The sequence below is a fragment of the Tenacibaculum ovolyticum DSM 18103 genome, assembly GCF_000430545.1.
In the GTDB taxonomy this organism is placed as follows: Bacteria; Bacteroidota; Bacteroidia; order Flavobacteriales; family Flavobacteriaceae; genus Polaribacter; species Polaribacter ovolyticus.
Genome location: NZ_KE387163.1, coordinates 979,419 through 1,002,904 on the forward strand (window position 1 = coordinate 979,419; position 23,486 = coordinate 1,002,904).

Sequence of the window (23,486 nt, forward strand, 5' to 3'; positions counted from 1 at the left end):
TTAATATACAATCCTAAGGTTTCCCTCTAAATTTAATCAAGTAACTCTACAAGGTTTTAATAATGTAAGTTACCAAATATAAGTTTTTCATATAATTATTAAGACTTAATAATGTTATTTTTCTTAATAGAAAATTTCTCTTATATATCATTGAGTCTATCTAAAAAAAATAACCTTACATTTTTAAGAGCGAAAATTATCTCGGATACTATCTGTTTTAAGATTGGTATTATCTCTTATATATTACAAAAATGTTATATGCTTATAGCATTATCAGAAACTATCGCTAAAAACCTTGATATTTTACGGAATCTTATTACAACTTAAGAATCCACAATCTTTAATATAATGTCTTAAGCATCTCTTCAAATATAGATTTAATTGACGCTATAAAAAGTAATAGTTAAATATAAATTAGGTACTATTAATTGTAAAATAAAATTACAACTAAGACTCTAAAGGTACTTCTGGTAGTTTATTTTTAAAACTCGGAGCATTTTCTCTGTAAGATATCAATTTCTTCTTAGATACCAATATCAATAAGTCTTCATTTAAAGTAAATAAAGTTCCTGCTCTAAAAGACTCCATCAATAGTTTTTCTAATTCTAATATTGCTTCTTTTAAAGAAAACTGCTTGTACTTTTCTTCTTCTGTATGTCGGTATTTGAATTGAAAAACCTCTTTCCCTTCAATCAAAAATAAACGCATATACACATTTATTAAGCCTGCACTTTTTCTAATAGACTTGCTTAATGTTAGTTTTACAAAACTATCATTCGTAAGACTATGTTCTAATGTTTCAAAAAATTGTTTAAAATCACTCATATTGCAAATATAAAAAAAGCTCAAGTTTAAAACTTGAGCTTTCTTATTTATATATAATTTAAAACTTATGCTTTAAATACAATTTTACGCATACGTAAACTTTCTGGAGTAACTTCTAAGTACTCATCTGCTTTAATATATTCCATATTCTCTTCTAAAGAGAAATCAATTTTTGGAGCAATTTTCATAGCGTCATCTGTACCAGATTTACGCATATTTGTTAATTGCTTTCCTTTAATTAAGTTTACAGCCATATCATCAGATTTACTGTTCTCACCAATTACTTGTCCAATATAAATCTCTTGGTTAACATCAATAAAGAATTTACCTCTATCTTGTAAACGGTTTAATGCATATGCTGTAGCTTTACCTGTTGCTGCAGAAATAATTGCTCCTTTTACTTCTTCAGTAAAGTCTCCTTTATAAGGACCGTACTCACTAAATCTATGGTTAATAATTGCTTGACCAGCTGTAGCTGTTAAGATCTTATTTCTTAATCCGATTAATCCACGAGATGGAATTGTAAATTCTAAGTGTTGTAAATCTCCTTTAGGCTCCATAATCATTAAATCTCCTTTACGTAAAGAAACTAAATTTACAGCTTTAGAAGCAACATCTTCTGGTACATCGATAGACAATGTTTCCATTGGCTCATGTTTCTTACCATCAATCATTTTTATAATTACTTGTGGTCTTCCCACTTGTAATTCATATCCTTCACGACGCATTGTTTCAATCAATACAGATAAGTGTAATACTCCACGACCGTATACATTAAATTTATCTTCAGAATCAGTAGTTTCAACTTTTAAAGCTAAATTCTTTTCTAATTCTTTAAACAGTCTATCACGAATATGACGAGATGTTACAAATTTACCTTCTTTACCAAAGAAAGGTGAGTTGTTAATTGTAAATAACATACTCATTGTTGGTTGATCAATTTCTGTTCTTGGTAATGCTTCTGGATTTTCTAAATCAGCAATAGTATCACCAATTTCAAATCCTTCAATACCTGTAATAGCACAAATATCTCCACAAGGAACTTTATCTACTTGAACTTTACCCATTCCTTCGAATACGTGCAATTCTTTAATTCTTACTTTTTTAGTAGTACCGTCAGCTTTACATAACATGTAATCTTTACCAGCTTCTAAATCTCCTCTAAAAACACGTCCAATAGCTATTCTTCCTGTAAAAGAAGAAAAATCTAATGAAGTAATTTGCATTTGTGGAGTTCCTTCGTTGTACTTTGTTTCTGGAATAGATTCTAATACAGCATCTAATAAAGGTACGATGTTATCAGTTTCATTTTTCCAATCAGTACTCATCCAGTTATTCTTTGCAGAACCATAGATTGTTGTAAAGTCTAATTGCTCTTCAGTAGCTTCTAAAGCAAACATCAAATCAAAAACTTTTTCATGAACAATGTCAGGAGTACAGTTTTCTTTATCTACTTTGTTTACTACTACAATTGGTGTTAAACCTAATTCTAAAGCTTTTCCTAATACAAAACGAGTTTGTGGCATAGGACCTTCAAATGCATCAACTAATAATAAAACACCATCAGCCATTTTTAATACACGCTCTACTTCTCCTCCGAAATCGGCGTGACCAGGTGTATCAATTACATTGATTTTAGTGTTCTTATAGTTTACAGATACGTTTTTAGAAAGAATCGTAATTCCTCTTTCACGTTCTAAGTCATTATTATCTAATAATAAGTCTGTACGTTCTTTACGATCGTCTAAAACTTTTGCCTGATCTATAATTTTGTCTACCAAGGTAGTCTTACCGTGATCAACGTGTGCTATAATAGCGATGTTTCTAATTGGTTGCATTCTTGCTCGATTTTGAAGCTGCAAAAGTAGTGTTTTAAAAATGAAAACAATATAAATGAAGCTGAATTATTTTTCTTCGTCTAAAGGTTCATCGTCTGCCCTAAAGGCACTTGGCAAAATATCTGGAATTAATTTTATTAATAAAGGGAGTAACAATGCGCCTCCCGGTAGCATAAATACAGTAAAAGCAGGTATTGCTTTACAAATATCTAAAAGTTGTTCTTTTACCTTTCCCTTCTCTTCATCAGTTAAGTTTGTGGTAATCGATTTTTTAACCAAAAAAACTAATTCTTTGCTTTCTTGAAGTTCTTTTGCTACTCTTTTTTTATTTTTTTTTATTACTTCCTTTATTTCGTCAACCGCATTCATTACAATTTACGTCGTTTTCTTTCTGTTTTTAATAAATTAAGTTCTCTCGAAGTTTGTCCTTCTATTGAAGTATTTTCTTCTGCTCTACGAATTAAATATGGCATCACATCACGTACAGGACCAAACGGAACATACTTTGCTACATTATAACCTTGTTCGGCTAAATTAAAACTAATATGATCACTCATACCATATAACTGACCAAACCACATACGATTGTCGTTTGCATTAATATTATATTCTTTTGCTAAATCCATTAATAAAGAAGAACTTTCTTCATTATGTGTTCCTGCAAAAACTGCCATATCTTTATGTTCCATCATAAAGCGAATTGCTTCATCATAATTTTTATCAGTCTCTGGCTTGTCTTTACATATTGGAGAGGCATATCCTTTTTTCTCAGCTCTTTCTCTTTCTTTTTCCATGTAAGCACCACGTACCACTTTCATACCTATATGATATCCTTTTTGATGTGCTTTCTGATGTAATTCTCGTAAATAATCCATACGATCATGACGATACATTTGTAAGGTATTAAAAACAATCGCTTTCTCTTTATTATAGGTCTCCATTAATTCTTCAACCAAATTATCGGCAGCATCTTGCATCCAACTTTCTTCTGCATCAATTAATAAAGGAACATCTTTTGCTACAGCTAATTTACAAACTGCATGAAAACGCTCTACGACTCTAATCCATTCAGATTTTTCTTCAACCGTTAATTCTTTTTTCTCTGTTAATTTTTGATACAAAGCAAAACGTCCAAATCCGGTTGGTTTAAAAACCGCATAGGGTATCGATTTTTTCTCTTCTGCAAAATCGATTGTCTTTATTGTCATTCTTAATGCATCATCAAAACTTTCTTCTTCTTCTTTTCCTTCTACAGAATAATCTAAAACACTATGTACTTTACCTTTTGTAAACATTTTGTCTATTACAGGTAAACAATCATCTTCTGTTACACCTCCGCAGAAATGATCAAAAACAGTAGAACGAATTAATCCTTCAACAGGTAAGTGCGCTTTTAATGCAAAATTAGTTACCGCTGTACCAATACGAACCATTGGTTGGTTTTGTATCATTCTAAATAAAAAATATGCACGCTCTAATTCTGAGTCTGATTTTAATTTAAAAGCCGTTTCTGTATTATTAAAAAGTGTCATTACTAAAAAAATTTAATCTATAGTTTGTAAAGACAAATATAACTGACTGTAATCATATTTTTTTAAATTATTCTATTTATTTTCGCCTCTAAATTATAGATTACAATGACTACAATTCAAGCTGTAACATACCCTGTTCATTTTAACGAAAAGGCATATACTGAGTTAGCGAATTTAATTCGTAAAAATAATTATTCATCTATCTTTATGTTGGTTGATGACAATACTCTTGAACATTGTTATCCTCGATTTATACAGTTATTAGAAACAGATAAACCGATAGAAGTAATTCAGATTGAGGCTGGTGAAATTAACAAAAACATAGAGACTTGTGTTGGTGTTTGGAATGCCATGACCGAGTTAGGTGCCGATAGAAAAAGTTTATTAATTACCTTAGGTGGTGGTGTTATTACCGATTTAGGTGGTTTTGTCGCTTCTACTTTTAAACGTGGAATCGATTTTGTTAACATTCCTACTACGCTACTTAGTATGGTTGATGCTTCTGTTGGTGGAAAAACAGGTGTTGATTTAGGTGTTTTAAAAAATCAAATTGGCTTGTTTGCGAATCCTGAAATGATTGTACTTGATCCTGAATATTTACAAACACTTATTCCTCGTGAAATTAGATCTGGTACTGCTGAGATTATTAAATATGGAATGACACATGATATTCGCCTATTTAACGAAATTAAAGATAATGCAGATTTAAATATTATCGATTTAATTCATCGTTCTATTGAAATTAAAAACGAGGTTGTTTTAGAGGATCCTAAGGAACAAAATATTCGTAAAGTGTTAAATTGGGGACACACTATTGGGCATGGTGTTGAATCTTATTTTTTAGAAAACACTACTAAAGAAAACTTAACACATGGTGAAGCTATTGCTATAGGTATGGTTTGTGAAGCTTATATTTCTGCCGAACTTTTAGGTTTTCCTTGTGATGATCTTAAAGATTTAAAGAAAGCTATTATCGCTATTTATGGTAAAGTAACAATTTTAGAAGAAGATTTTTCTGCAATTATGGAATTAATGAAGCATGATAAGAAAAATGTAGCTGGAGAAATTAATTTTGTACTCTTAAAAAACTATGAAGATTTTAAAATTGATTGTAAAGTTCCGAATGAATTAATTATTGATAGTTTAAAATACTACAATTTATAAAATAAAAAAAGCGCAACCTAAGTTGCGTTTTTTTATTAAATCACCTCCGAACAACTTTTATAAATTGCTTCATAAACAGGCAATATATTTTCTAAAGAGAATAACTTAATATGCTCCTTTGCATTCGCTTTAAATTCATTTAAAACTACATTATCTCTTAATATTGTAATAGCGTTCTTCGCCATATCATCTACATCACCAAGATTACTTAAATAACCTGTTTTACCATGAATATTTACTTCTGGTAAACCTCCACAATTTGTTGATATTACAGCCGTACTTGCAGCCATTGCTTCTAAAGCTGCTAAACCAAAACTTTCAGTTTCTGATGGTAATAGAAAGACATCAGAATAACATAGAATTTTTTCAACCTCTCTACTATTCCCCATAAACAGTACTTTATCTTCTAAGCCAAATTTGTTTACTAAATTTTCAGCCTTTAAACGCTCTGGTCCATCACCAACCATTAATAATTTTGATGGAATTTCTTTTTGAATCTCATTAAAAATCTTTATCACATCATCAGTACGTTTCACTGGTCGGAAATTACTTACATGTGTTAAAATTTTTTCTTCTGGTTTCGCCAATGCAATACGCTTACATTCTGTTTGATGTGCATTGTCATATTTTACTCCATCAATAAAATTATAAACCACTTTAATATCTTTCTCAATATTAAATAAGCGTAACGTATCTTCTTTTAAACTATTAGATACCGTTGTTACCTCATCTGATTTATTAATACTAAATTCTACTGCCGTTTTATAAGTTGGGTGACTTCCTACTAAAGTAATATCTGTACCATGTAAAGTAGTTACAACTTTTACATTTATACCTTTATTTTCTAACATTTTTTTTGCCATGTACGCAGCATACGCATGTGGTATTGCATAATGTACATGTAAAACTTCTAGTTGGTGCTTTTCAACCACCTCTACCATTTTACTAGACAATGCTAATTCGTAAGGCTGGTATTGAAATAGTGGATACTCCTCTAAAACAACTTCATGAAAATGTAAACGATGTGAAAAAAAATCTAATCGAACGGGTTGATTATAGGTTATAAAATGTACTTCATGACCTTTATCTGCCAGTGCCATTCCTAATTCAGTTGCTACTACTCCACTTCCTCCAAATGTAGGATAACATACAATTCCTATTCTCATATTTACGCTTGATTATTACAGTATCGTTATTGACGTAAATTTACAATTTTACTTACGTTATTTTGTGAATAAAAACATAAAAAAAACATCATTACGAAAGAAGTGAAGTTATCTTAATATTTTAAGATTGCTTCGTCATACTTCTTCGTAATGACGTTTATAATATATTGCTAGTAAAATTTAACTTTTAATAATCTCCTAATGTTTCAGGGTTTTGAGCTAATGACTCAGCTAACTGCTCATCATTTGGTGCCTTACCATGCCAAGCATGTGTATTCATCATAAAATCGATACCATTCCCCATTTCTGTATACAATAATACACAAACTGGTTTTCCTTTACCTGTACGAGATTTTGCATCTGCCATTCCGCTTAAAATAGCTTCAACGTTATTTCCTTCTCTTACTTCTAATACATCCCAACCAAAAGCCTCAAATTTAGCTTTTAAGCTTCCCATTGCTAGTACCTGATCAGTAGTACCGTCAATTTGCTTTTCGTTTACATCAATAGTTGAAATTAAATTATCAATTTTTTTACCTGATGCATACATTGCTGCTTCCCAGTTCTGACCTTCTTGTAATTCACCATCACCATGTAATGTATATACAATTTTATCATCTCCATTTAACTTCTTAGCTTCTGCTGCACCAATAGCAACACTCATACCTTGCCCTAATGATCCTGAAGCAATACGAATACCTGGTAATTTTTCATGTGTAGTTGGATGTCCTTGTAAACGAGTATCTAACTTTCTAAAGGTTGCTAACTCAGCTACTGGAAAAAATCCACTACGAGCTAAAACACTATAATATACCGGCGAAATATGTCCGTTAGATAAAAAGAATAAATCTTCTTTGTTTCCGTCCATTTCAAAATCAGTAGAATACTCCATGATTTCTTGATACAAACATGTTAAAAATTCAGCGCATCCTAAAGATCCTCCTGGATGTCCTGAACTAACGGCATGTACCATTCGAACGATATCTCTACGAACCTGTTGTGTAAAATCTTGAAGTTGTTGTGTTGTTGGCATTGTTGTTTTGTTTTGTGTGAGCAAAAGTAACGGTTTATAAAACAATTGCCAATTTCTTTTTTTAATTCTTAAAAGAAAAAGGGTTCGTGGTTGTAAAATTTCTTTTTCATTTAATTTCCCCTTTCTAAATAGTTTAGTATTCGAACCCTTTTATTTACGTAGCTCAAAGAACCTCTTTGTATTGTTAACACGCAATAAAATGCAGTCTACTTTCATGAAAACCGAGTAAACAAAAACATAAACTCCTTATTATCAACGTAAAAAAAAGCACTTATTTTAACACCGAAAACAGTAAATTTGGAACTTCTAATATTTACACATGCTTTTTTTTCCAAAAAAAACGATTACTTTTTCTTTATTATTCATAATTAATTTAACTACTAATAGTCAAAACACTGCTTTTTCTTTAGATTCTTTATCTCAAAAAAGCTATAATGAGTTGTCCGATTTATTTTATGAAAGTAAACCTGATACTACAAAAGCAATTACATATGCAAATGCTTATTTAATAAAAGCTTTACAAAAAAAAGATACTATGAAAATCGTTAGAGCTAAGCAGCTACTAGCAGATATAAAAAATAATGAAAGTATTTATTTAAATTATTGCGACTCAATAATTCTAATTACTAAAAGAAAGCCTTCAAAAAACTACCCTGCTGCCATTTATTACGACAAAGGAAGATTCCTTAGAAGTAAGGAGAAATTAAGTAAATCACTTGAAAGCTTACTTTTAGTTCATTCCAAAAAAATAAAAAATGATAGCCTACAACAAATCACGAACGTTATAATTGCAGCTATAAAAAGTACTATTGGTAAAAAAAGAGAAGCTATTTCTATTTATAAAAACATATATAAATATGCTAAAAAAAATGACTTATTAGAATACAGAGAATTTCATGTTGTTTTATTAAACTTATCTATCAGTTACCAACATATAAATCAACTTGACTCTGCATTATATTATAATCAAAAAGCAATTAATCTATATCAAAAAATAAATGATTCTTTAAGCTTAGGATATACCTTTTACACTAATGGAGGTATCTTATACAAAAAAAAAGAATATCAAAAATCTTTAAACTCATACCTAAAGTCTGTTCCCTTCTTAATTAGAGATGAAAACTATAAAGTAGTAACACGTACTTATTCAATAGTTGGAAGATTGTACGATAGTCTTAATATTCCAAACAAATCTTTAATCTATCACTTAAAAGCAGATTCTTTATCTATAAAAACAAACATCTATTCACCTTCATTACGAAATAGCTATAGATATTTAATCAAGAACTTTAAAAAAGAGACTAATTTAGAAAAACATTTACTTTACATAAATAAGCTTTTAGAGTTAAATAAATACTATTCAAAAGAAAAAGAAAAGGTCAATAAAACATTCACAGAAGAATACGATATCCCAAACTTAATATCTGAAAAGAAAATTATTATAAATGAATTAAAAAACAGGGTTAAAAAATCTAAAAGAAATAAACTTATTTACCTATCTCTTCTTTTCATAACGACCTTATTAATTCTTTACCAATTTAAAAAAAGAAGTATCTATAAGAAACGTTTTTTAGATTTAGTTAACCAAAGGGAATCTATTAAACATATAACGATACAAAACACAAAGAATACTGTTACAAATAAGCATAATATACCTAACAATATTGTTACTTCAATTTTAAAAGAGCTTGATATTTTTGAAAAAGAAGAAGGCTTTTTAAATAGTGATAACAGTTTACAAGCTTTAGCTAATAAAGTAAATACAAACACTAATTATTTATCCAAAGTAATAAACCATCATAAAAACACTACTTTTTCTAACTACATTAATAACCTAAGAATTAATTATACTGTTGAAAGATTAAAAACAGATTCTTTATTAAGAAAATACACTATTAAAGCTATAGCAAATGAAGTTGGCTTTAAAAATGCAGAATCTTTTTCGAAAGCTTTTTATAAGTTTACAGAAATTAAACCTTCTTATTTCATTAAAGAATTAGAGAAAACGGAAATTAATATTTAAAATATAATTATGTTTTTTGCTTCTTCTTTTTTGCCGCAGGAAAAAGCACATTATTTAAGATTAAGCGATAACCTGGTGATGTAGGATGCAAATCTAACTCTGTTTTTGGATCCCCTATTCTATGCTGATAATCTTCAGGGTCATGACCTCCATAAAAAGTAAACATCCCTTTTCCTTTCGTTCCATGTATGTATTTACCTTCTTTATTAGTAGTATTTTCTCCCAGAACCATAACAGTAGATTTCATTGTAGTATAATCAAACGAAGTCGTTTGTCCCATAAAACCTTTTACTAACTGTGTATGGTTTTGCGTTAACATGGTTGGCACTTGATCCCATTTTGCCGAAAACTCTTTTAAAGTAAAATAATCCACTTCTTTTTTTATTCTTCGTTTTCTTGTCATATCTATTGATGAAAACTCGTATGTTGTTGGATTTCTAATTAATTGAAAGTCTTTAAAAGCAAATGTTTTATTAAAATCTATTTTAGATTGATAACTAGGTTCAGATGCGTCACCATCAAACATCCCTTCACAAATATCAACACCATCAGCAGCCAAAGAAATATCAAAACTATCTGTAGCTGAACACATTGCAAACATAAAACCACCACCAACTACATAATCACGTATTTTTTTTGCTACAGCTCTTTTTTCTTCAGAAACTTTAGTATAACCTAATTTTGTAGCCAATGCCTCTGCATCTTTTTTCTGTTGAATATACCAAGGTGCAGTTCTAAACGCACCATAAAAACGTCCATATTGCCCTGTAAAATCTTCGTGATGTAAGTGCAACCACTCATATAGTAATAATTTATCATTTAATACTTCTTCATCATAAATTACATCAAACGGAATTTCAGCATAGGTTAATACCATTGTTACGGCATCATCCCAAGGCATTTTGCCTTTTGGTGAATACACTGCTATTTTTGGTGCTTTTTCTAGGGTTACTGCCTCTTGATTTTTAGAAGGTGAAGAAATTTTCTCTAAAATTAATGCCGATTTAGCATCTGTAATCACTTGGTATGAAACTCCGCGTATTTTGCATTCTTTTACTACCGATTCATTATTTTCTATTAAAAAAGCGCCTCCGTCATAATTTAACAACCATTTTGCTTTTAAACCATTTTGTAGCGCGTAATACACAATTCCGTATGCTTTTAAATGATTTTTCTGATTTTCATTACTCATTGGCACATAAACAAATGATGCCCAAATTGAGTTTGAAAGAAATAAAAATAATAGTATAAATAGCGTTTTCTTCATATTAAAAACTAAAATACACAATTACTAAGTAGCAATTGTGTATTCTTTTATTTTTATATATAATTTAAGTTCTAAAACGGAACATCATCATCACTAGGTCCAAATGCATCTTCTGGTGATGCAAAATTACTAGAGGCCACGTCCGTATTAAAACCAGACTCTATACCTGTGTTCATACTCGACTGAAACTCACTACTAATACCTTCTTCTAAATCTGAGAACAATGCTAAGTGCCCTGTAAATTTTAAACGAATATTATCCATTCCACCATTACGGTGTTTTGCTACAATAAATTCTCCCTGACCTTCACACGGACTATGATCATCATCATCCCATTCTGTCATTCCATAGTATTCTGGTCTAAAAATAAACGATACAATATCGGCATCCTGCTCAATTGCTCCAGATTCACGTAAATCTGATAGTAACGGACGTTTAGATCCTCCACGTGTTTCTACCGCACGAGATAACTGAGATAAAGCAATTACTGGTATACTTAATTCTTTTGCTAATGCTTTTAAGTTTCGCGAAATAGTTGATATTTCTTGTTCACGATTCCCTCCTGCTCCACCAGCTGTCATTAACTGTAAATAATCAATAACAATTATTTTAACGTCGTGTTGCGATACTAAACGTCGTGCTTTTGCACGTAAATCAAAAATTGAAAGTGCTGGAGTATCATCTATAAATATTGGAGCATCAGAAAGTTTTTTAACTTTTACATTTAACTGTTCCCATTCATGTGGTTCTAAATTCCCTTTACGTAGTTTCTCTGAAGTTAATCCTGTTTCCGAAGAAATCATACGAGTAATTAACTGTACCGATGACATCTCTAATGAGAAAACGGCAACACCATGTCCAAAATCAATCGCCATATTTTTAGCCATTGAAATTACAAATGCTGTTTTACCCATACCCGGACGTGCAGCAATAATAATTAAATCGGATGGTTGCCAACCCGAAGTTAATGCATCTAATTTCGTAAATCCGGTAGCCAAACCACTCATTCCCTCTTTACCCGAAATTTCTTGTATTTTAGTTATAGATTGTTGTACTAATGAATCGGCTCTTTCTGCTCCCTTTTTAAGGTTACCTTGGGTTACTTCAAATAACTTACCCTCGGCATCATCTAATAAATCAAATACATCTACTGTTTCATTATACGCGCTCTCTATAATTTCAGAAGAAATTGTAATTAACCTACGTTGTATATATTTTTCTAATATAATTCTGGCATGAAACTCAATATGCGCAGAAGATGCTACTTTTTGAGTTAAACCGATTAAATAAAAATCACCTCCGGCTAAATCTAAGGTACCATCTTTTTTTAACTGATTTGAAACCGAAAGTAAATCAATCGGTTCAGAATTTTGAAACAATGCATAGATAGCTGCATATACTTCTTGATGTCTTTTATCATAAAAAGAATCAGGACTAAGAATATCAATTATTTCATCAATACCTTTCTTATCAATCATCATAGCACCTAAAACAGCTTCTTCTAATTCTAAAGCTTGTGGTGGTAATTTCCCTTTTTCAAGGCTAATAATTTTAGATTTTTCCGCTTTCGTTCCTCTGAGAGATTGAGTTCTTTCCATAATTGCAAATGTAAAATTTTAAGATGATACTTATAGGAACTACCTATAACTTTCTTTATACAAAATTTTGTAAACAAAACTGTTATTAACTTGTTGATAACCTACTAACTTTCTTATTTTTGAAGTTATGCAGTACAATAAAAAACAAGTAATACTCGCCTTAACCTTACCTTTTCAAATATTAATTGTGCAATTTTTAAGCCAGAAACCTCAATGGGTGGAACAATATTACAGTAATAGGTTGTACCAATACATCTCGTCTTTTTTTAGATTTATTTTTGGATGGATACCATTTTCCGTTGGTGATGTTTTAGGTTTCATTTTGCTTTTTTTATTAACAAAAGCTGTTTATCGTTTAATTAAAAATCGATTTAAAAACAGTATCACACAATTAATCAGACTTATAGCAACTTTATCTATAATTTATTTTTGTTTTTATACTTTTTGGGGATTAAATTACTTTAGAGAACCCTTAGCCAAAAACCTTGGGCTACAACAATCCAATTACACCACAGAACAATTAATACAAACGACTAAAAAAATTGTTTTAGAGCTAAATAAAATCCACCTAAAAATTACAGATAACGATACAATTAAGATTGAATCACCTTATACTCAAAAAGAAATTTACACGTTAGCACCTAATGGCTATAAAAAGTTAGCAGTTATTTACCCACAGTTAACATACAAAACTCCTTCAATAAAAAATTCTTTAGTTAGTTTATTTCAATCTTATAACGGTACTGCTGGCTACATAAATCCAATTACAGGTGAAGCACAAGTAAATGATATGATTCCAAAAACAGGATATCCCTCAACAACTTGTCATGAAATGGCACATCAAATTGGTTGGGCTGCTGAAAACGATGCCAATTTTGTTGGTTTTCTTGCATCAATTTACAATGATGACCTCTACTTTAAATATTCGGGATACCGCATGGCTTATAATTATTGTATTGGCCAAGTTTATAAACATGATAAAAAACTAGCTAAAGAAATAAAACAAAGTGTAAACAAAGGAATCTATAAAGATTATAGAGACAGTTATTTACATTGGAAAAAATTTGACAACCCTATTGAACCTTATTTTAAAAAAGGATATAATTCTTATTTAAAAGCAAACAATCAATCAAAAGGAATTAAATCTTACAGTTATGTAGTAGATTTGTTAATTGCTTACTTTAAGCAAAACAAATAAAATTAAATTACTACCTATGAAATACTTTTCTGCTGTTTTCGTATTTTTTTTACTTATTTCCTGCAATTCACTTCCTAATTTAAATGAGGAATTTAATTGTAAAGCTGTAAATTCATACGATAATTTAAAAACACATAATGATGTTAGAAAGATGTTTAGTACTCAACTTCCCAAAAATTGGAAAGTGAATTTATATTATGATAACGCAAAAACATCAGTTTATGCTGCTGATACAACTGTCAGCTTAACAAAAACGACACTTATTGATGTTACTTTAGTACATAAAACGGTTTTTATTGACAATACTTTTAAACAAAAAATTACGGGTGATAATAAGAAAATGCAATTATCAGAAGTAAAAACAAATGCTATAAATTTATTAAAAAGGCCTTCATATTACAGTTATGCTAAAGGTAAAAAAAACAACTACACATATCATATCTTAAATACATTTACCAAAGTAAATTCTGAAAATTTCTTACATATTAAAACTGAAGTTTATGGAGATTCTTTAGTTGACAAACGAATATGTAAAGCCATAAAATTAATAGACAAAATACAATTGAATTAGTTATTTTTGAAACGCTTAAAATTATAACAATGAACAAACAACATATCATCGATAGATTTATAAAATATGTAACTATTGATACTGAAAGTGATCCTAACAATCCTGCTTTTCCTAGTACAGAGAAACAATGGGATTTAGCAAGAGTTCTGGAAAAAGAATTGAAAGAACTAGGAATGGAAGATGTTGACTTAGATGAAAACTGCTATTTAATGGCTACGTTACCTAGTAATTTAGATTACGAAGTACCAACTATTGGTTTTGTTGCTCATATTGATACAAGTCCTGATTTTACTGGAGCAAATGTAAAACCTCAAATTCATGAAAATTATGATGGTAAAGACATTCTTTTAAACAAAGAACAAAACATTGTATTATCTCCTGATTATTTTGATGATTTATTACAATACAAAGGGCAAACAATTATTACTACAGATGGTACTACTTTATTAGGTGCCGATGATAAAGCTGGTGTTACCGAAATTGTTTCAGCAATGGAATATTTAATTCAACATCCAGAAATTAAATACGGAAAAATTAGAGTATGCTTTCCTCCTGATGAAGAAGTTGGTAAAGGAGCTCACATGTTTGATGTAGAAAAATTTGGCGCACAATGGGCTTACACCATTGACGGAAGTCAAATTGGTGAGCTAGAATATGAAAACTTTAATGCAGCTGGTGCAAAAATTACCATTAATGGTAAAATAGTACACCCTGGGTATGCAAAAGGGAAAATGATTAATTCAATGACTATCGCTAGTGAATTAATCAATGCTTTGCCTGAAGATGAAGTTCCTGAAAAAACGACTGGTTATGAAGGTTTTTTCCACTTACATCAAATGGAAGGAAAGGTCGAAAAAACAGTTTTGCAATATATCATTAGAGACCATGATATGGAATTGTTTAAAAACCGTAAACAAGCTATGTTAGATTTAGTTTCTGTGATGAACACTAAATTAGGAAAAGACCTTATTGAAATTGAAATAAAAGATCAATACTACAATATGAAGGAAAAAGTAACCCCTGTTATGCATATTGTTGATATTGCCGAAGAGGTTATGAACGATCTTGGTATAGAACCTTTAATAAAAGCTATTCGTGGTGGTACTGACGGATCTCAGTTATCATACAAAGGATTACCTTGCCCAAACATATTTGCTGGTGGTCATAACTTTCATGGACGTTATGAATACGTTCCTGTAGAAAGTATTCTTAAAGCAACTGAAGTAATTGTTGGTATTGCCAAAAAAGTAGCTACAAAATTTAAATAGAAACATATATATCTTAAATAAAAAACTCTAGCTAACGCTAGAGTTTTTTTTATGATTTTTCTATCCCCAAAAGAAAATACCATAATATAAAATGAAACCCCTTTCTTTCATTTCGTGGCAAAGATGATTTATTTTCACATCATATTTTACAGGAAAAACACCTTGTTTTTCACAAAAAACATTGATTTGTATATTTCTTATAAATAATTTGTTTAAAAAAACTGCTTATCTACATTTGACACTTATTAATACATAGACAAAAATGAATAGAGAAGAGTTATTAAATTTAGCCAACAAGTATGGTTCGCCACTTTATGTATATGATACTGAAAAGATAATAAATCAGTATAAAAATATGACGGCTGCTTTTTCTAAAGTTAAAAACTTAAAGATAAATTACGCTGCCAAAGCACTATCTAATATAAATATTTTAAAAGTATTTAAATCCCTAAAAAGTGGTTTAGATACAGTTTCTATTCAAGAAGTAAGATTAGGTTTACTTGCAGGTTTTGCACCTAAAGATATTATTTATACTCCAAATGGTGTTTCGCTTCAAGAAATTGAAGAAGTAGCTAAATTAGGAATACAAATTAATATTGATAATTTATCCATATTAGAATTATTTGGACAAAAACATCCTAAAACACCTGTTTGTATTCGAATTAATCCACACATTATGGCAGGAGGAAATAGCAATATTTCTGTTGGGCATATTGACTCTAAATTTGGAATTTCAATTCATCAAGTACCACATATAAAACGAGTTGTTGAAAATACAGGAATGCGTATTAATGGTATACACATGCATACAGGTTCTGATATTTTAGATATTGACACTTTTATAAGGGCTTCTGACATATTATTTGATGTTGCTAAGCAATTTAAAAATATTGATTTTATAGATTTTGGAAGTGGTTTTAAAGTTCCTTATAAAAAAGATGATATCTCTACAGATATTATTGAATTAGGAGATAAACTATCTGATAGGTTTAATAAATTTTGCAAGGTTTACGGGAAAAATGTTACACTAATGTTTGAACCAGGTAAATTTTTAGTTAGTGAATCAGGTTATTTTTTAGCAAAAGTAAATGTTATTAAACAAACAACTTCTACTGTTTTTGCAGGTATCGATAGTGGTATGAATCATTTAATACGCCCAATGCTTTATAACTCATATCATACTATCGAAAACTTATCAAACCCTAAAGGTAGAGAACGTTTTTATAGTATTGTAGGCTACATTTGTGAAACTGACACTTTTGGATCTAATAGAAGAATTAATGAAATATCAGAAGAAGATATTTTATGCTTTAATAATGCAGGTGCTTACTGTTATTCTATGGCATCTAATTACAATTCAAGATTTAAACCAGCAGAAGTTATGATCTATAAAGGAAAAGATTATTTAATTAGAAAAAGAGAAACAATAGAAGATATTCTTAGAAATCAAGAAGACCTTAAAATTATGTAATCTTAATAATTACGAATCACAAAAAGTTAAACCTGAATAATAGTAGTTATTGTTCAGGTTTTATTTTTTAATAACATTTATAAACTACAACACTTTTTTAGTATAGTATATTTATAATTTTTAAAAAAAAAACCTATTCAAAAATGAATAGGTTTTTATAAATGTATTTTTTAATTCTTACTTTTCAGCAACAACTTCAAAAACGATATCAGCAACAACTGCTCTGTGTAAACGTACAGCAGCATTGTATTTACCTAATCTTTTTACACTACCTCCAGTAACTTTAATAAATTTCTTATCAATTGTAGTACCAGCTTTAGCTAAAGCTTCAGCAACATTAATGTTGTTTACAGAACCAAATAATTTATCTCCTGAACCTACTTTAGAAGTAATTTTTAATTCATATCCTTTAACAGCTTCTGCTATTTTAGTAGCATCTTCTATTAATTTAGCTTCTTTAAAAGCACGTTGCTTTAAATTCTCAGCTAATACTTTTTTAGCTGAAGAAGTAGCTAAAATCGCATATCCTTTAGGAATTAGGCTGTTACGACCATAACCATTTTTAACAGTTACAACATCGTCTTTAAAACCTAAATTTTCTACGTCTTGTTTTAATATCAATTCCATGTCTCTACTTCTTTATTATTTTAATAAATCACCAACATATGGCATTAAAGCTAAATGACGAGCTCTTTTAATAGCTTGTGCAACTTTACGTTGATATTTTAATGATGTTCCTGTTAAACGTCTTGGTAAAATTTTACCTTGTTCGTTTACTAAATACATTAAGAAGTCTGCATCTTTATAATCGATGTACTTAAAACCGTTCTTTTTAAAACGACAATATTTTGCTTCTTTTTTTGTTTCAATATCAAGCGGAGTTAAGTAACGTACTTCTCCCTGCTTGTTTCCTTTTGATTGTTGTTCTATAGTTGTTGACGCCATTTCTTACTTTTTTGCAGATTTAACACGTTCTCTTCTCTTTTCAGCCCACGCTTCAGCATGTTTGTCTAACTTTACAGTTAAATAACGCATAACACTATCATCTCTTCTGAACTCTAATTCAAAAGCCGAAATAACATCTCCTGCTACTTTGTAGTCTAATAAGTGGTAAAATCCACTTTTTTTCTTTTCGATTGGGTAAGCTAATTTTTTTAAGCCCCAATCTTCTTTAGAAATCATTTCTGCACCTTTAGAAAGTAAATAGTCCTCAAACTTCTTTACTGTCTCCTTTATCTGAGTTTCAGATAAAACGGGATTCAAAATGAAAACAGTTTCGTAATGATTCATAATTAGATTGTTTAAAATTTATTTTAAGCCTGCAAATATAAGTGTTTTTAACCTATAAAAAAATGATTTACCATTTTTATTAACTTGCTTGTTTTTAGTATTTTTACACTTCAATATTAATTAATCTTATTTATGCATATCCCTGAACTCCCAAATATAATTCATTATGCCATTCCTTTTTTTGTTTTAACAATAATCATTGAAGTTACTTTAACAGTTAAAGTAAAATTAGAGGATTATGAATTTAAAGATGCAATGACATCAATTACAATGGGCTTAGGAAATGTTTTTATTGGCTTATTTACAAAAATACTTGCTTTAACTTTTTTTACCTTTTTATACCACTATCGTTTTTTTACAATACCTTTTATTTGGTGGTCATGGATTTTATTACTTTTTGCTGATGATTTTGTTTATTATTGGAATCACAGAATTGCACATGAAAGTAGACTCTTTTGGGCAAGTCATGTAGTACATCATTCTTCTACAAAATATAATTTAAGTACTGCTTTAAGACAAACATGGTCGGGTAGTTTTTATACTTTTATCTTTTGGGCACCTTTAGCTCTTTTAGGCTTTCATCCTCTAATGATTTTAATGCAAATGAGTGTTAGCTTATTATACCAATACTGGATTCATACAGAATTAATTCAAAAAATGCCTAAATGGTTTGAAGCAATTTTTAACACTCCAAGCCACCATAGAGTGCATCATGCTACAAACCCACAATATTTAGATAGAAATCACGCGGGTATTTTTATTATTTGGGATAAACTCTTAGGTACTTTTGAACCTGAAGTAGAAAAACCTGTTTACGGTTTAGTTACCAACATAAATACATACAACCCTATTAAAATTGCTTTTATTGAATGGTATAATATGTTAAAAGATGTTTCTACAAGTAAAACCTCTATAGGAAGAAAGTTTTTATATTTTTTAAAACCTCCAGGATGGAGACATGACGGAACAGGTAAACTCTCTGGTGATTTACGTCAAGAATGGGTAGAAAACAAAAAAGGAGAAGTTTAAAACTTCTCCTTTTTTTATTTAATTAATATCAAATCGTAAACCTAATGAAACATTTCTCGTATCAGTATTTTTAAATAATGGATTCAAATCATATTTCACATACAAACCACACCCTTGATAAGCAATATAAGCGCTTAATCCATAATTAATTATATTCGTATTAAAACTATCTTTTTGCAACTCTTCTACATTTACCCCTTCCGCATTTTTATATTCTAAATATTGTCGTGTTCCTAATTTAAAACCAAAGAAACCTCCTACTCCTAAACGAATAGATTCATGTGTTCTATCAACAATTTTATCATCTGAATACTTAGCATTTTTTGAAAAATCAAATTCTAAATGCATCGGAAAATTCATTTGTACATGACGTAATCTACTTTCACTAAGTCCGTTTTGATGTACTTTCAATATTGTTTCTTTTCCGTTTACAACATGGTACTTATTATTTTTTGCTCTTAAATTATTCCAAAGAAAAGAAATACCATATTTAAAATATGCTTTTGAAGGTTGTTTAGAAATACGTGTTTTCCATGTTAAACCTAATTCATAAAAATGCGATTTCCAAAACTTATAATCAGAATCGTTTAATGAATTAAATTTATTATTTGTTAAAACATTATTTACCCCTAGTGCAAAAACAATTTGAGAAGTTGTTCTTTTATCTCTTTCCTTTTTGTTCTTCTTTTTCTCATCATTATTTGCATTTACATGAAGGATTCTTCTATTAAAAATTGTAATATCAAACCCTTCTATTTCTGATGAATCCATTATTTTCCCATCAGTCTTATCTTGAACTAATTGTTGTAACTTTTGTTCTTGAACACCTACTAATCGTTCAATTTGTCTTGCATGATAAAATGCTGCTGTTTTTTTAAGCGAAATGGCTTCATCACTAGTAAGTTCATTTTTATCAATTTTTAAATTAATTTCTTTGACTTTATTTTTTAAAGAATCTTTTTGTTGTTTAGTAATCTTATCAATTTTTTTTGATATTTTTTTCACTTCACTTTCAAATGTTTTCTCTTGAGATTGGGCAATAGTTGTTACTAACAACACTAATAATAGTATTCTTTTCATTTTATAAATTTTTAAATTAAACAGGTAATTGGTTTGGTAAGTTTAATTATCGATAATTGGTAAGCGCTTATTTATTTCTATCAGCAATTGCAACAATTACATCAGATAGTTTTAACTTGAATTTTTGCATAAAATTTTGCTTAAAATCAGCTTCTTCTAAATCATATTCTACTTCTGCTAAAATAGTTTCTGGATTAATTTTAAGATTAGATCTCATCAGTTCTTTTTCAATCGTTTCTAAAACTTTTTCTCTTTTAACTTTATATTTAGCGTAATACTCTTTTACTTCTTGTGATGAATGTGTTACAGCAAACAATAAATCATCACTACTAACCTTCACTCTCGAAGTAAATGCTGCTGTTTTTTGTGTATCACTATTTAACAAGCTAGTATTTTCGTTCTCTTTTTTTAATGCTGCTATTTTAAAAGTTTCAGTAATTCTAACTGGCTCATTTATTAAACTAGCGATTTCTTCTTTTTTAGTCTCTTTCTGATTTTTAAATTCAGAGTTTTTAGCCGTTTTATAGTTATTTTTATTTTTTACATGTAATGTTTTTACAATTGCCTCTTCTGTTAATAAGATATCTTCTAAATTAACCTTCTTTATTTTTACTGTATCCAAATCTAAAGAAGTTTCAACTATAATAGTATCAGTAACATTTTCATTACTATTAGTTACTTGATAGAAAACACCAAGGCTAATTAATATAGTAATGCTAGCTACATAGCCTAAATACAACATCCCTTTTTTCTTCTTTTTACGTTGTTCATTATCTAACTGAACATTTAATCGTTCCCAGGCAGATGAAGATGGTTTTAATTCTCTATCTTTTAATTTACTTGCTATATGTTTATCTATATTATTTATTTGCATTTTCAATCTTATTCATTTTTACGTAACTATTTTGCAACCACTTTCGTGCTTTAAATAATTGTGATTTAGAGGTACCTTCAGATATATTTAATTTTTTTGAAATTTCTGAATGCTTATATCCTTCAATAGCATATAAATTAAAAACTAGCTTATATCCTTCGGGTAATTTATCTATTAATGTTTGTATATCTTCTACTGAAGTATTTTCTAAACTCTCGGTAGCTACATCATTAAAAACATAATCTTCATCTGTTAATCTAATTGGATTCTTTTTATTCAAATACGTAAGGCAAGTGTTTACCATTATTCTACGAATCCACCCTTCAAAACTTCCTTCACTTTTAAATTTTTGTAAGTTGGTAAAAACCTTTAAAAAACCTTGTAGCATTAAATCTTCTGCATGATGTAAATCTTTTACATACTGCCTACAAACTCCTAACATTTTAGGAGAAAATTGCTCAAACAATTGCTGTTGAGCCTCCCTATTGTTGTTTATCGCTTTTTTAATGAGCGACTTTTGTTTGTTATGCAATGATATAATTTTCAAGCCTCTTGTACTGTTTTTGTTGTCTTACAAATATATAGACTATGACTCTTTAAAAAAGGTTGCTTCTTAAGCAAAAAAAAATCTCCGTATTTATAAAAAACGGAGATTCTAATGTTATACTATATGTTTTAAGAATACCAATTCTTGTTTAAAATTAGAAATGATATAAACTTATAAATTCAATGCTTTTTTACTTATTTCTAACTGTTCGTTAAACAACTCTTTCGTAATTTCTGCTTTATAAAACGGAATTATTTCTTTTAATTTAATCTTACCTTCTTCTGACTCTAATAATTCGGGAAATGCTTTTTCTAACACTTCTAACATAATTGCCGTTGCTGTTGATGCCCCTGGTGATGCTCCTAGCAAACAAGTAATACTACCATCTTTACTACTAATTACTTCTGTTCCGAATTGCAACTTCCCTCCTTTAAATTCATCTTTTTTAATGATTTGTACTCGTTGCCCAGCTTTTACAACTTCCCAATCTTCATTCTTAGCATTTTTCACGAACTTACGTAAAGAATCCATTCTATCTTCCTTACTCATCATTACCTGTTCTATTAAGTATTTTGTTAAGGGTAAATTATGCCAAAAAGCACCAAACATAGAAGGTATATTATCTGATTGAATCGATTTAAATAAATCTAAATTAGATCCTTCTTTTAAAAACTTTGGACTAAACCCTGCAAAAGGACCAAACATTAATTGTCGTTTTCCATCAATATAACGAGTATCTAAATGTGGCGTTGACATTGGCGGGTCTCCAATACCAGCCTTACTATATACTTTTGCATTATGTTGCTTTATAATTTCCTCATTATTACATACTAACCACTCTCCACTTACAGGAAAACCACCATAACCTTCCTTCTCTTCAATTTCTACCTTTTGAAGTAATAACAAACTTCCACCTCCTGCTCCAATAAACACATGCGCTGCCTCTACTTGATGTACTTCTTTAGTTACAGTATTTTTAACTTCAACTGTCCAATCTAAATCTGTATCAGGATCAACATCTAAAACTTCCATATTACAATGAACAGGTGTATCAAACTCAGTTTCTAAAATATCAAATAATTTCTTTGTTAAAGAACCATAATTTACTTCAGTACCTCTATCAATTCTTGATGCGGCCATAATTTCACCATCTTCTCTATCATCTACAATTAAAGGAAACCATTCTTTCATTTTACTTTTATCTCTAGTGAAATCTATTGAATCAAACATAAAACACTCTTTAAAAGCTTTATACCTCTTCTCTAAATAATCGCTATTATCTTTTCCTATTACCCAACTATGATGTTTTACTGAAGACACAAATTCAGTTGGGTTCTCAATAAAATCTTCATTAACTAAATAAGACCAAAATTGCTTAGACATTTCATATTGTTTGCAAATATCAATCGCTTTCTTTATTGAGATAGTACCATCTTTCTCTTCTGGACAATAATTTAATTCACATAAAGCTGAATGCCCTGTTCCTGCATTATTCCATGCAGCAGAACTCTCTTTAGCAACACCATTTAAACGCTCTAAAATTAAAATATTAATTTCAGGATTTAACATCTTTGCTATTAAGGCTAAATTAGCGCTCATAATACCACCTCCTACACAAATTAAATCATACTCCTTTTTAATATTCATTGCTTATTTATTTTAGCTTTAGAGGTAAAAATAAGTTTTTTTTTCATTTTTAAACAAGTGTTAAA

22 protein-coding genes are annotated in these 23,486 nt (G+C 29.5%); 7 read left to right on the forward strand and 15 right to left on the reverse strand.

Features of this window, described 5'->3' with window-relative positions; all coding sequences use genetic code 11:
- Positions 1–447 precede the first annotated feature (447 nt).
- The 4 genes from H518_RS0114505 to H518_RS0114520 all read right to left on the reverse strand — a co-directional run bounded on the left by H518_RS0114505 (position 448) and on the right by H518_RS0114520 (position 4,195).
- Entirely contained in the window at positions 448–825 is a 378-nt protein-coding gene (locus tag H518_RS0114505; protein ID WP_028889739.1) for a hypothetical protein, read from the reverse strand.
- A 65-nt stretch (positions 826–890) separates the two neighbouring features.
- On the reverse strand, positions 891–2,663 hold the full coding sequence (gene typA, locus H518_RS0114510; RefSeq protein WP_028889740.1) for a translational GTPase TypA: 1,773 nt from the start codon (positions 2,661–2,663) through the stop codon (positions 891–893).
- A gap of 66 nt (positions 2,664–2,729) precedes the next feature.
- Entirely contained in the window at positions 2,730–3,032 is a 303-nt protein-coding gene (locus H518_RS0114515) for an LETM1 domain-containing protein (protein WP_028889741.1), read from the reverse strand.
- Positions 3,032–4,195 (reverse strand): proline dehydrogenase family protein, encoded by a 1,164-nt coding sequence (locus H518_RS0114520; RefSeq protein WP_028889742.1) that lies wholly within the window; start codon positions 4,193–4,195, stop codon positions 3,032–3,034. The genes H518_RS0114515 and H518_RS0114520 overlap by 1 nt, the downstream gene beginning before the upstream one ends.
- A gap of 105 nt (positions 4,196–4,300) precedes the next feature.
- Here H518_RS0114520 and aroB point away from each other — a divergent pair, with 105 nt between their 5' ends.
- Positions 4,301–5,359, forward strand: a complete 1,059-nt coding sequence (gene aroB, locus H518_RS0114525) for a 3-dehydroquinate synthase (RefSeq protein WP_028889743.1) — start codon at positions 4,301–4,303, stop codon at positions 5,357–5,359.
- A gap of 35 nt (positions 5,360–5,394) precedes the next feature.
- Here the strand turns inward: aroB and bshA are convergent, their stop codons facing one another.
- Positions 5,395–6,525: an N-acetyl-alpha-D-glucosaminyl L-malate synthase BshA gene (bshA, locus tag H518_RS0114530; RefSeq protein WP_028889744.1), complete on the reverse strand. Its 1,131-nt coding sequence runs from the start codon at positions 6,523–6,525 to the stop codon at positions 5,395–5,397.
- A 187-nt stretch (positions 6,526–6,712) separates the two neighbouring features.
- Entirely contained in the window at positions 6,713–7,558 is an 846-nt protein-coding gene (locus tag H518_RS0114535; protein WP_028889745.1) for a transketolase, read from the reverse strand.
- A 319-nt stretch (positions 7,559–7,877) separates the two neighbouring features.
- Here H518_RS0114535 and H518_RS0114540 point away from each other — a divergent pair, with 319 nt between their 5' ends.
- Positions 7,878–9,581, forward strand: coding sequence for a helix-turn-helix domain-containing protein (locus H518_RS0114540; RefSeq protein WP_028889746.1), 1,704 nt, complete (start codon positions 7,878–7,880; stop codon positions 9,579–9,581).
- A gap of 7 nt (positions 9,582–9,588) precedes the next feature.
- Here the strand turns inward: H518_RS0114540 and H518_RS0114545 are convergent, their stop codons facing one another.
- Both H518_RS0114545 and dnaB read right to left on the reverse strand, forming a co-directional pair.
- Complete coding sequence (locus H518_RS0114545; RefSeq protein ID WP_205618017.1) at positions 9,589–10,848, reverse strand: asparagine synthetase B; 1,260 nt, start codon at positions 10,846–10,848, stop codon at positions 9,589–9,591.
- A 71-nt stretch (positions 10,849–10,919) separates the two neighbouring features.
- Positions 10,920–12,446, reverse strand: coding sequence for a replicative DNA helicase (gene dnaB / locus H518_RS0114550; RefSeq protein ID WP_028889748.1), 1,527 nt, complete (start codon positions 12,444–12,446; stop codon positions 10,920–10,922).
- Between the two features lie 127 nt (positions 12,447–12,573).
- Here dnaB and H518_RS0114555 point away from each other — a divergent pair, with 127 nt between their 5' ends.
- The 4 genes from H518_RS0114555 (at position 12,574) to lysA (ending at position 16,954) form a co-directional block, all read left to right on the forward strand.
- Positions 12,574–13,644 (forward strand): DUF3810 domain-containing protein, encoded by a 1,071-nt coding sequence (locus tag H518_RS0114555; RefSeq protein WP_028889749.1) that lies wholly within the window; start codon positions 12,574–12,576, stop codon positions 13,642–13,644.
- Between the two features lie 16 nt (positions 13,645–13,660).
- A complete protein-coding gene (locus tag H518_RS0114560) occupies positions 13,661–14,215 on the forward strand; it encodes a hypothetical protein (RefSeq protein ID WP_155995232.1) in 555 nt (184 codons plus the stop codon).
- Between the two features lie 29 nt (positions 14,216–14,244).
- The gene (pepT, locus tag H518_RS0114565) at positions 14,245–15,483 is read left to right on the forward strand and encodes a peptidase T (RefSeq protein WP_028889751.1); all 1,239 of its coding nucleotides are present in this window, start codon (positions 14,245–14,247) and stop codon (positions 15,481–15,483) included.
- A gap of 262 nt (positions 15,484–15,745) precedes the next feature.
- Positions 15,746–16,954, forward strand: coding sequence for a diaminopimelate decarboxylase (gene lysA, locus H518_RS0114570; protein ID WP_028889752.1), 1,209 nt, complete (start codon positions 15,746–15,748; stop codon positions 16,952–16,954).
- A gap of 177 nt (positions 16,955–17,131) precedes the next feature.
- Here the strand turns inward: lysA and rplI are convergent, their stop codons facing one another.
- The 3 genes from rplI to rpsF are packed head-to-tail and all read right to left on the reverse strand — an operon-like array spanning position 17,132 to position 18,244.
- The gene (rplI, locus tag H518_RS0114575; RefSeq protein WP_028889753.1) at positions 17,132–17,581 is read right to left on the reverse strand and encodes a 50S ribosomal protein L9; all 450 of its coding nucleotides are present in this window, start codon (positions 17,579–17,581) and stop codon (positions 17,132–17,134) included.
- 15 nt (positions 17,582–17,596) lie between these two features.
- Positions 17,597–17,899, reverse strand: a complete 303-nt coding sequence (gene rpsR, locus H518_RS0114580; protein WP_028889754.1) for a 30S ribosomal protein S18 — start codon at positions 17,897–17,899, stop codon at positions 17,597–17,599.
- A 3-nt stretch (positions 17,900–17,902) separates the two neighbouring features.
- Positions 17,903–18,244 carry a 30S ribosomal protein S6 gene (gene rpsF / locus H518_RS0114585; protein ID WP_028889755.1) on the reverse strand — a complete coding sequence of 114 codons (342 nt, stop codon included), beginning with the start codon at positions 18,242–18,244 and terminating at the stop codon, positions 17,903–17,905.
- Positions 18,245–18,376: 132 nt separating this feature from the next.
- Between rpsF and H518_RS0114590 the strand changes: the two genes are divergently transcribed.
- Positions 18,377–19,273, forward strand: a complete 897-nt coding sequence (locus H518_RS0114590; RefSeq protein WP_028889756.1) for a sterol desaturase family protein — start codon at positions 18,377–18,379, stop codon at positions 19,271–19,273.
- An 18-nt stretch (positions 19,274–19,291) separates the two neighbouring features.
- Here the strand turns inward: H518_RS0114590 and H518_RS0114595 are convergent, their stop codons facing one another.
- The 4 genes from H518_RS0114595 to mqo form a co-directional block, all read right to left on the reverse strand.
- Entirely contained in the window at positions 19,292–20,353 is a 1,062-nt protein-coding gene (locus H518_RS0114595) for a hypothetical protein (protein WP_028889757.1), read from the reverse strand.
- Positions 20,354–20,420: 67 nt separating this feature from the next.
- The gene (locus tag H518_RS0114600; RefSeq protein WP_155995233.1) at positions 20,421–21,233 is read right to left on the reverse strand and encodes a hypothetical protein; all 813 of its coding nucleotides are present in this window, start codon (positions 21,231–21,233) and stop codon (positions 20,421–20,423) included.
- A complete protein-coding gene (locus tag H518_RS0114605; protein WP_028889759.1) occupies positions 21,214–21,774 on the reverse strand; it encodes an RNA polymerase sigma factor in 561 nt (186 codons plus the stop codon). Before H518_RS0114605 ends, H518_RS0114600 begins: the two co-directional genes overlap by 20 nt.
- A 171-nt stretch (positions 21,775–21,945) precedes the next feature.
- Positions 21,946–23,421 (reverse strand): malate dehydrogenase (quinone), encoded by a 1,476-nt coding sequence (mqo, locus tag H518_RS0114610; protein ID WP_028889760.1) that lies wholly within the window; start codon positions 23,419–23,421, stop codon positions 21,946–21,948.
- Between the last annotated feature and the right edge of the window lie 65 nt (positions 23,422–23,486).

Coding starts and splice junctions, on each gene's coding strand:
- H518_RS0114505 (WP_028889739.1), bottom strand. CDS start 825: ATGAGTGATTTTAAACAATTTTTTGAAACATTAGAACATAGTCTTACG.
- typA (WP_028889740.1), bottom strand. CDS start 2,663: ATGCAACCAATTAGAAACATCGCTATTATAGCACACGTTGATCACGGT.
- H518_RS0114515 (WP_028889741.1), bottom strand. CDS start 3,032: ATGAATGCGGTTGACGAAATAAAGGAAGTAATAAAAAAAAATAAAAAA.
- H518_RS0114520 (WP_028889742.1), bottom strand. CDS start 4,195: ATGACACTTTTTAATAATACAGAAACGGCTTTTAAATTAAAATCAGAC.
- aroB (WP_028889743.1), top strand. CDS start 4,301: ATGACTACAATTCAAGCTGTAACATACCCTGTTCATTTTAACGAAAAG.
- bshA (WP_028889744.1), bottom strand. CDS start 6,525: ATGAGAATAGGAATTGTATGTTATCCTACATTTGGAGGAAGTGGAGTA.
- H518_RS0114535 (WP_028889745.1), bottom strand. CDS start 7,558: ATGCCAACAACACAACAACTTCAAGATTTTACACAACAGGTTCGTAGA.
- H518_RS0114540 (WP_028889746.1), top strand. CDS start 7,878: ATGCTTTTTTTTCCAAAAAAAACGATTACTTTTTCTTTATTATTCATA.
- H518_RS0114545 (WP_205618017.1), bottom strand. CDS start 10,848: ATGAAGAAAACGCTATTTATACTATTATTTTTATTTCTTTCAAACTCA.
- dnaB (WP_028889748.1), bottom strand. CDS start 12,446: ATGGAAAGAACTCAATCTCTCAGAGGAACGAAAGCGGAAAAATCTAAA.
- H518_RS0114555 (WP_028889749.1), top strand. CDS start 12,574: ATGCAGTACAATAAAAAACAAGTAATACTCGCCTTAACCTTACCTTTT.
- H518_RS0114560 (WP_155995232.1), top strand. CDS start 13,661: ATGAAATACTTTTCTGCTGTTTTCGTATTTTTTTTACTTATTTCCTGC.
- pepT (WP_028889751.1), top strand. CDS start 14,245: ATGAACAAACAACATATCATCGATAGATTTATAAAATATGTAACTATT.
- lysA (WP_028889752.1), top strand. CDS start 15,746: ATGAATAGAGAAGAGTTATTAAATTTAGCCAACAAGTATGGTTCGCCA.
- rplI (WP_028889753.1), bottom strand. CDS start 17,581: ATGGAATTGATATTAAAACAAGACGTAGAAAATTTAGGTTTTAAAGAC.
- rpsR (WP_028889754.1), bottom strand. CDS start 17,899: ATGGCGTCAACAACTATAGAACAACAATCAAAAGGAAACAAGCAGGGA.
- rpsF (WP_028889755.1), bottom strand. CDS start 18,244: ATGAATCATTACGAAACTGTTTTCATTTTGAATCCCGTTTTATCTGAA.
- H518_RS0114590 (WP_028889756.1), top strand. CDS start 18,377: ATGCATATCCCTGAACTCCCAAATATAATTCATTATGCCATTCCTTTT.
- H518_RS0114595 (WP_028889757.1), bottom strand. CDS start 20,353: ATGAAAAGAATACTATTATTAGTGTTGTTAGTAACAACTATTGCCCAA.
- mqo (WP_028889760.1), bottom strand. CDS start 23,421: ATGAATATTAAAAAGGAGTATGATTTAATTTGTGTAGGAGGTGGTATT.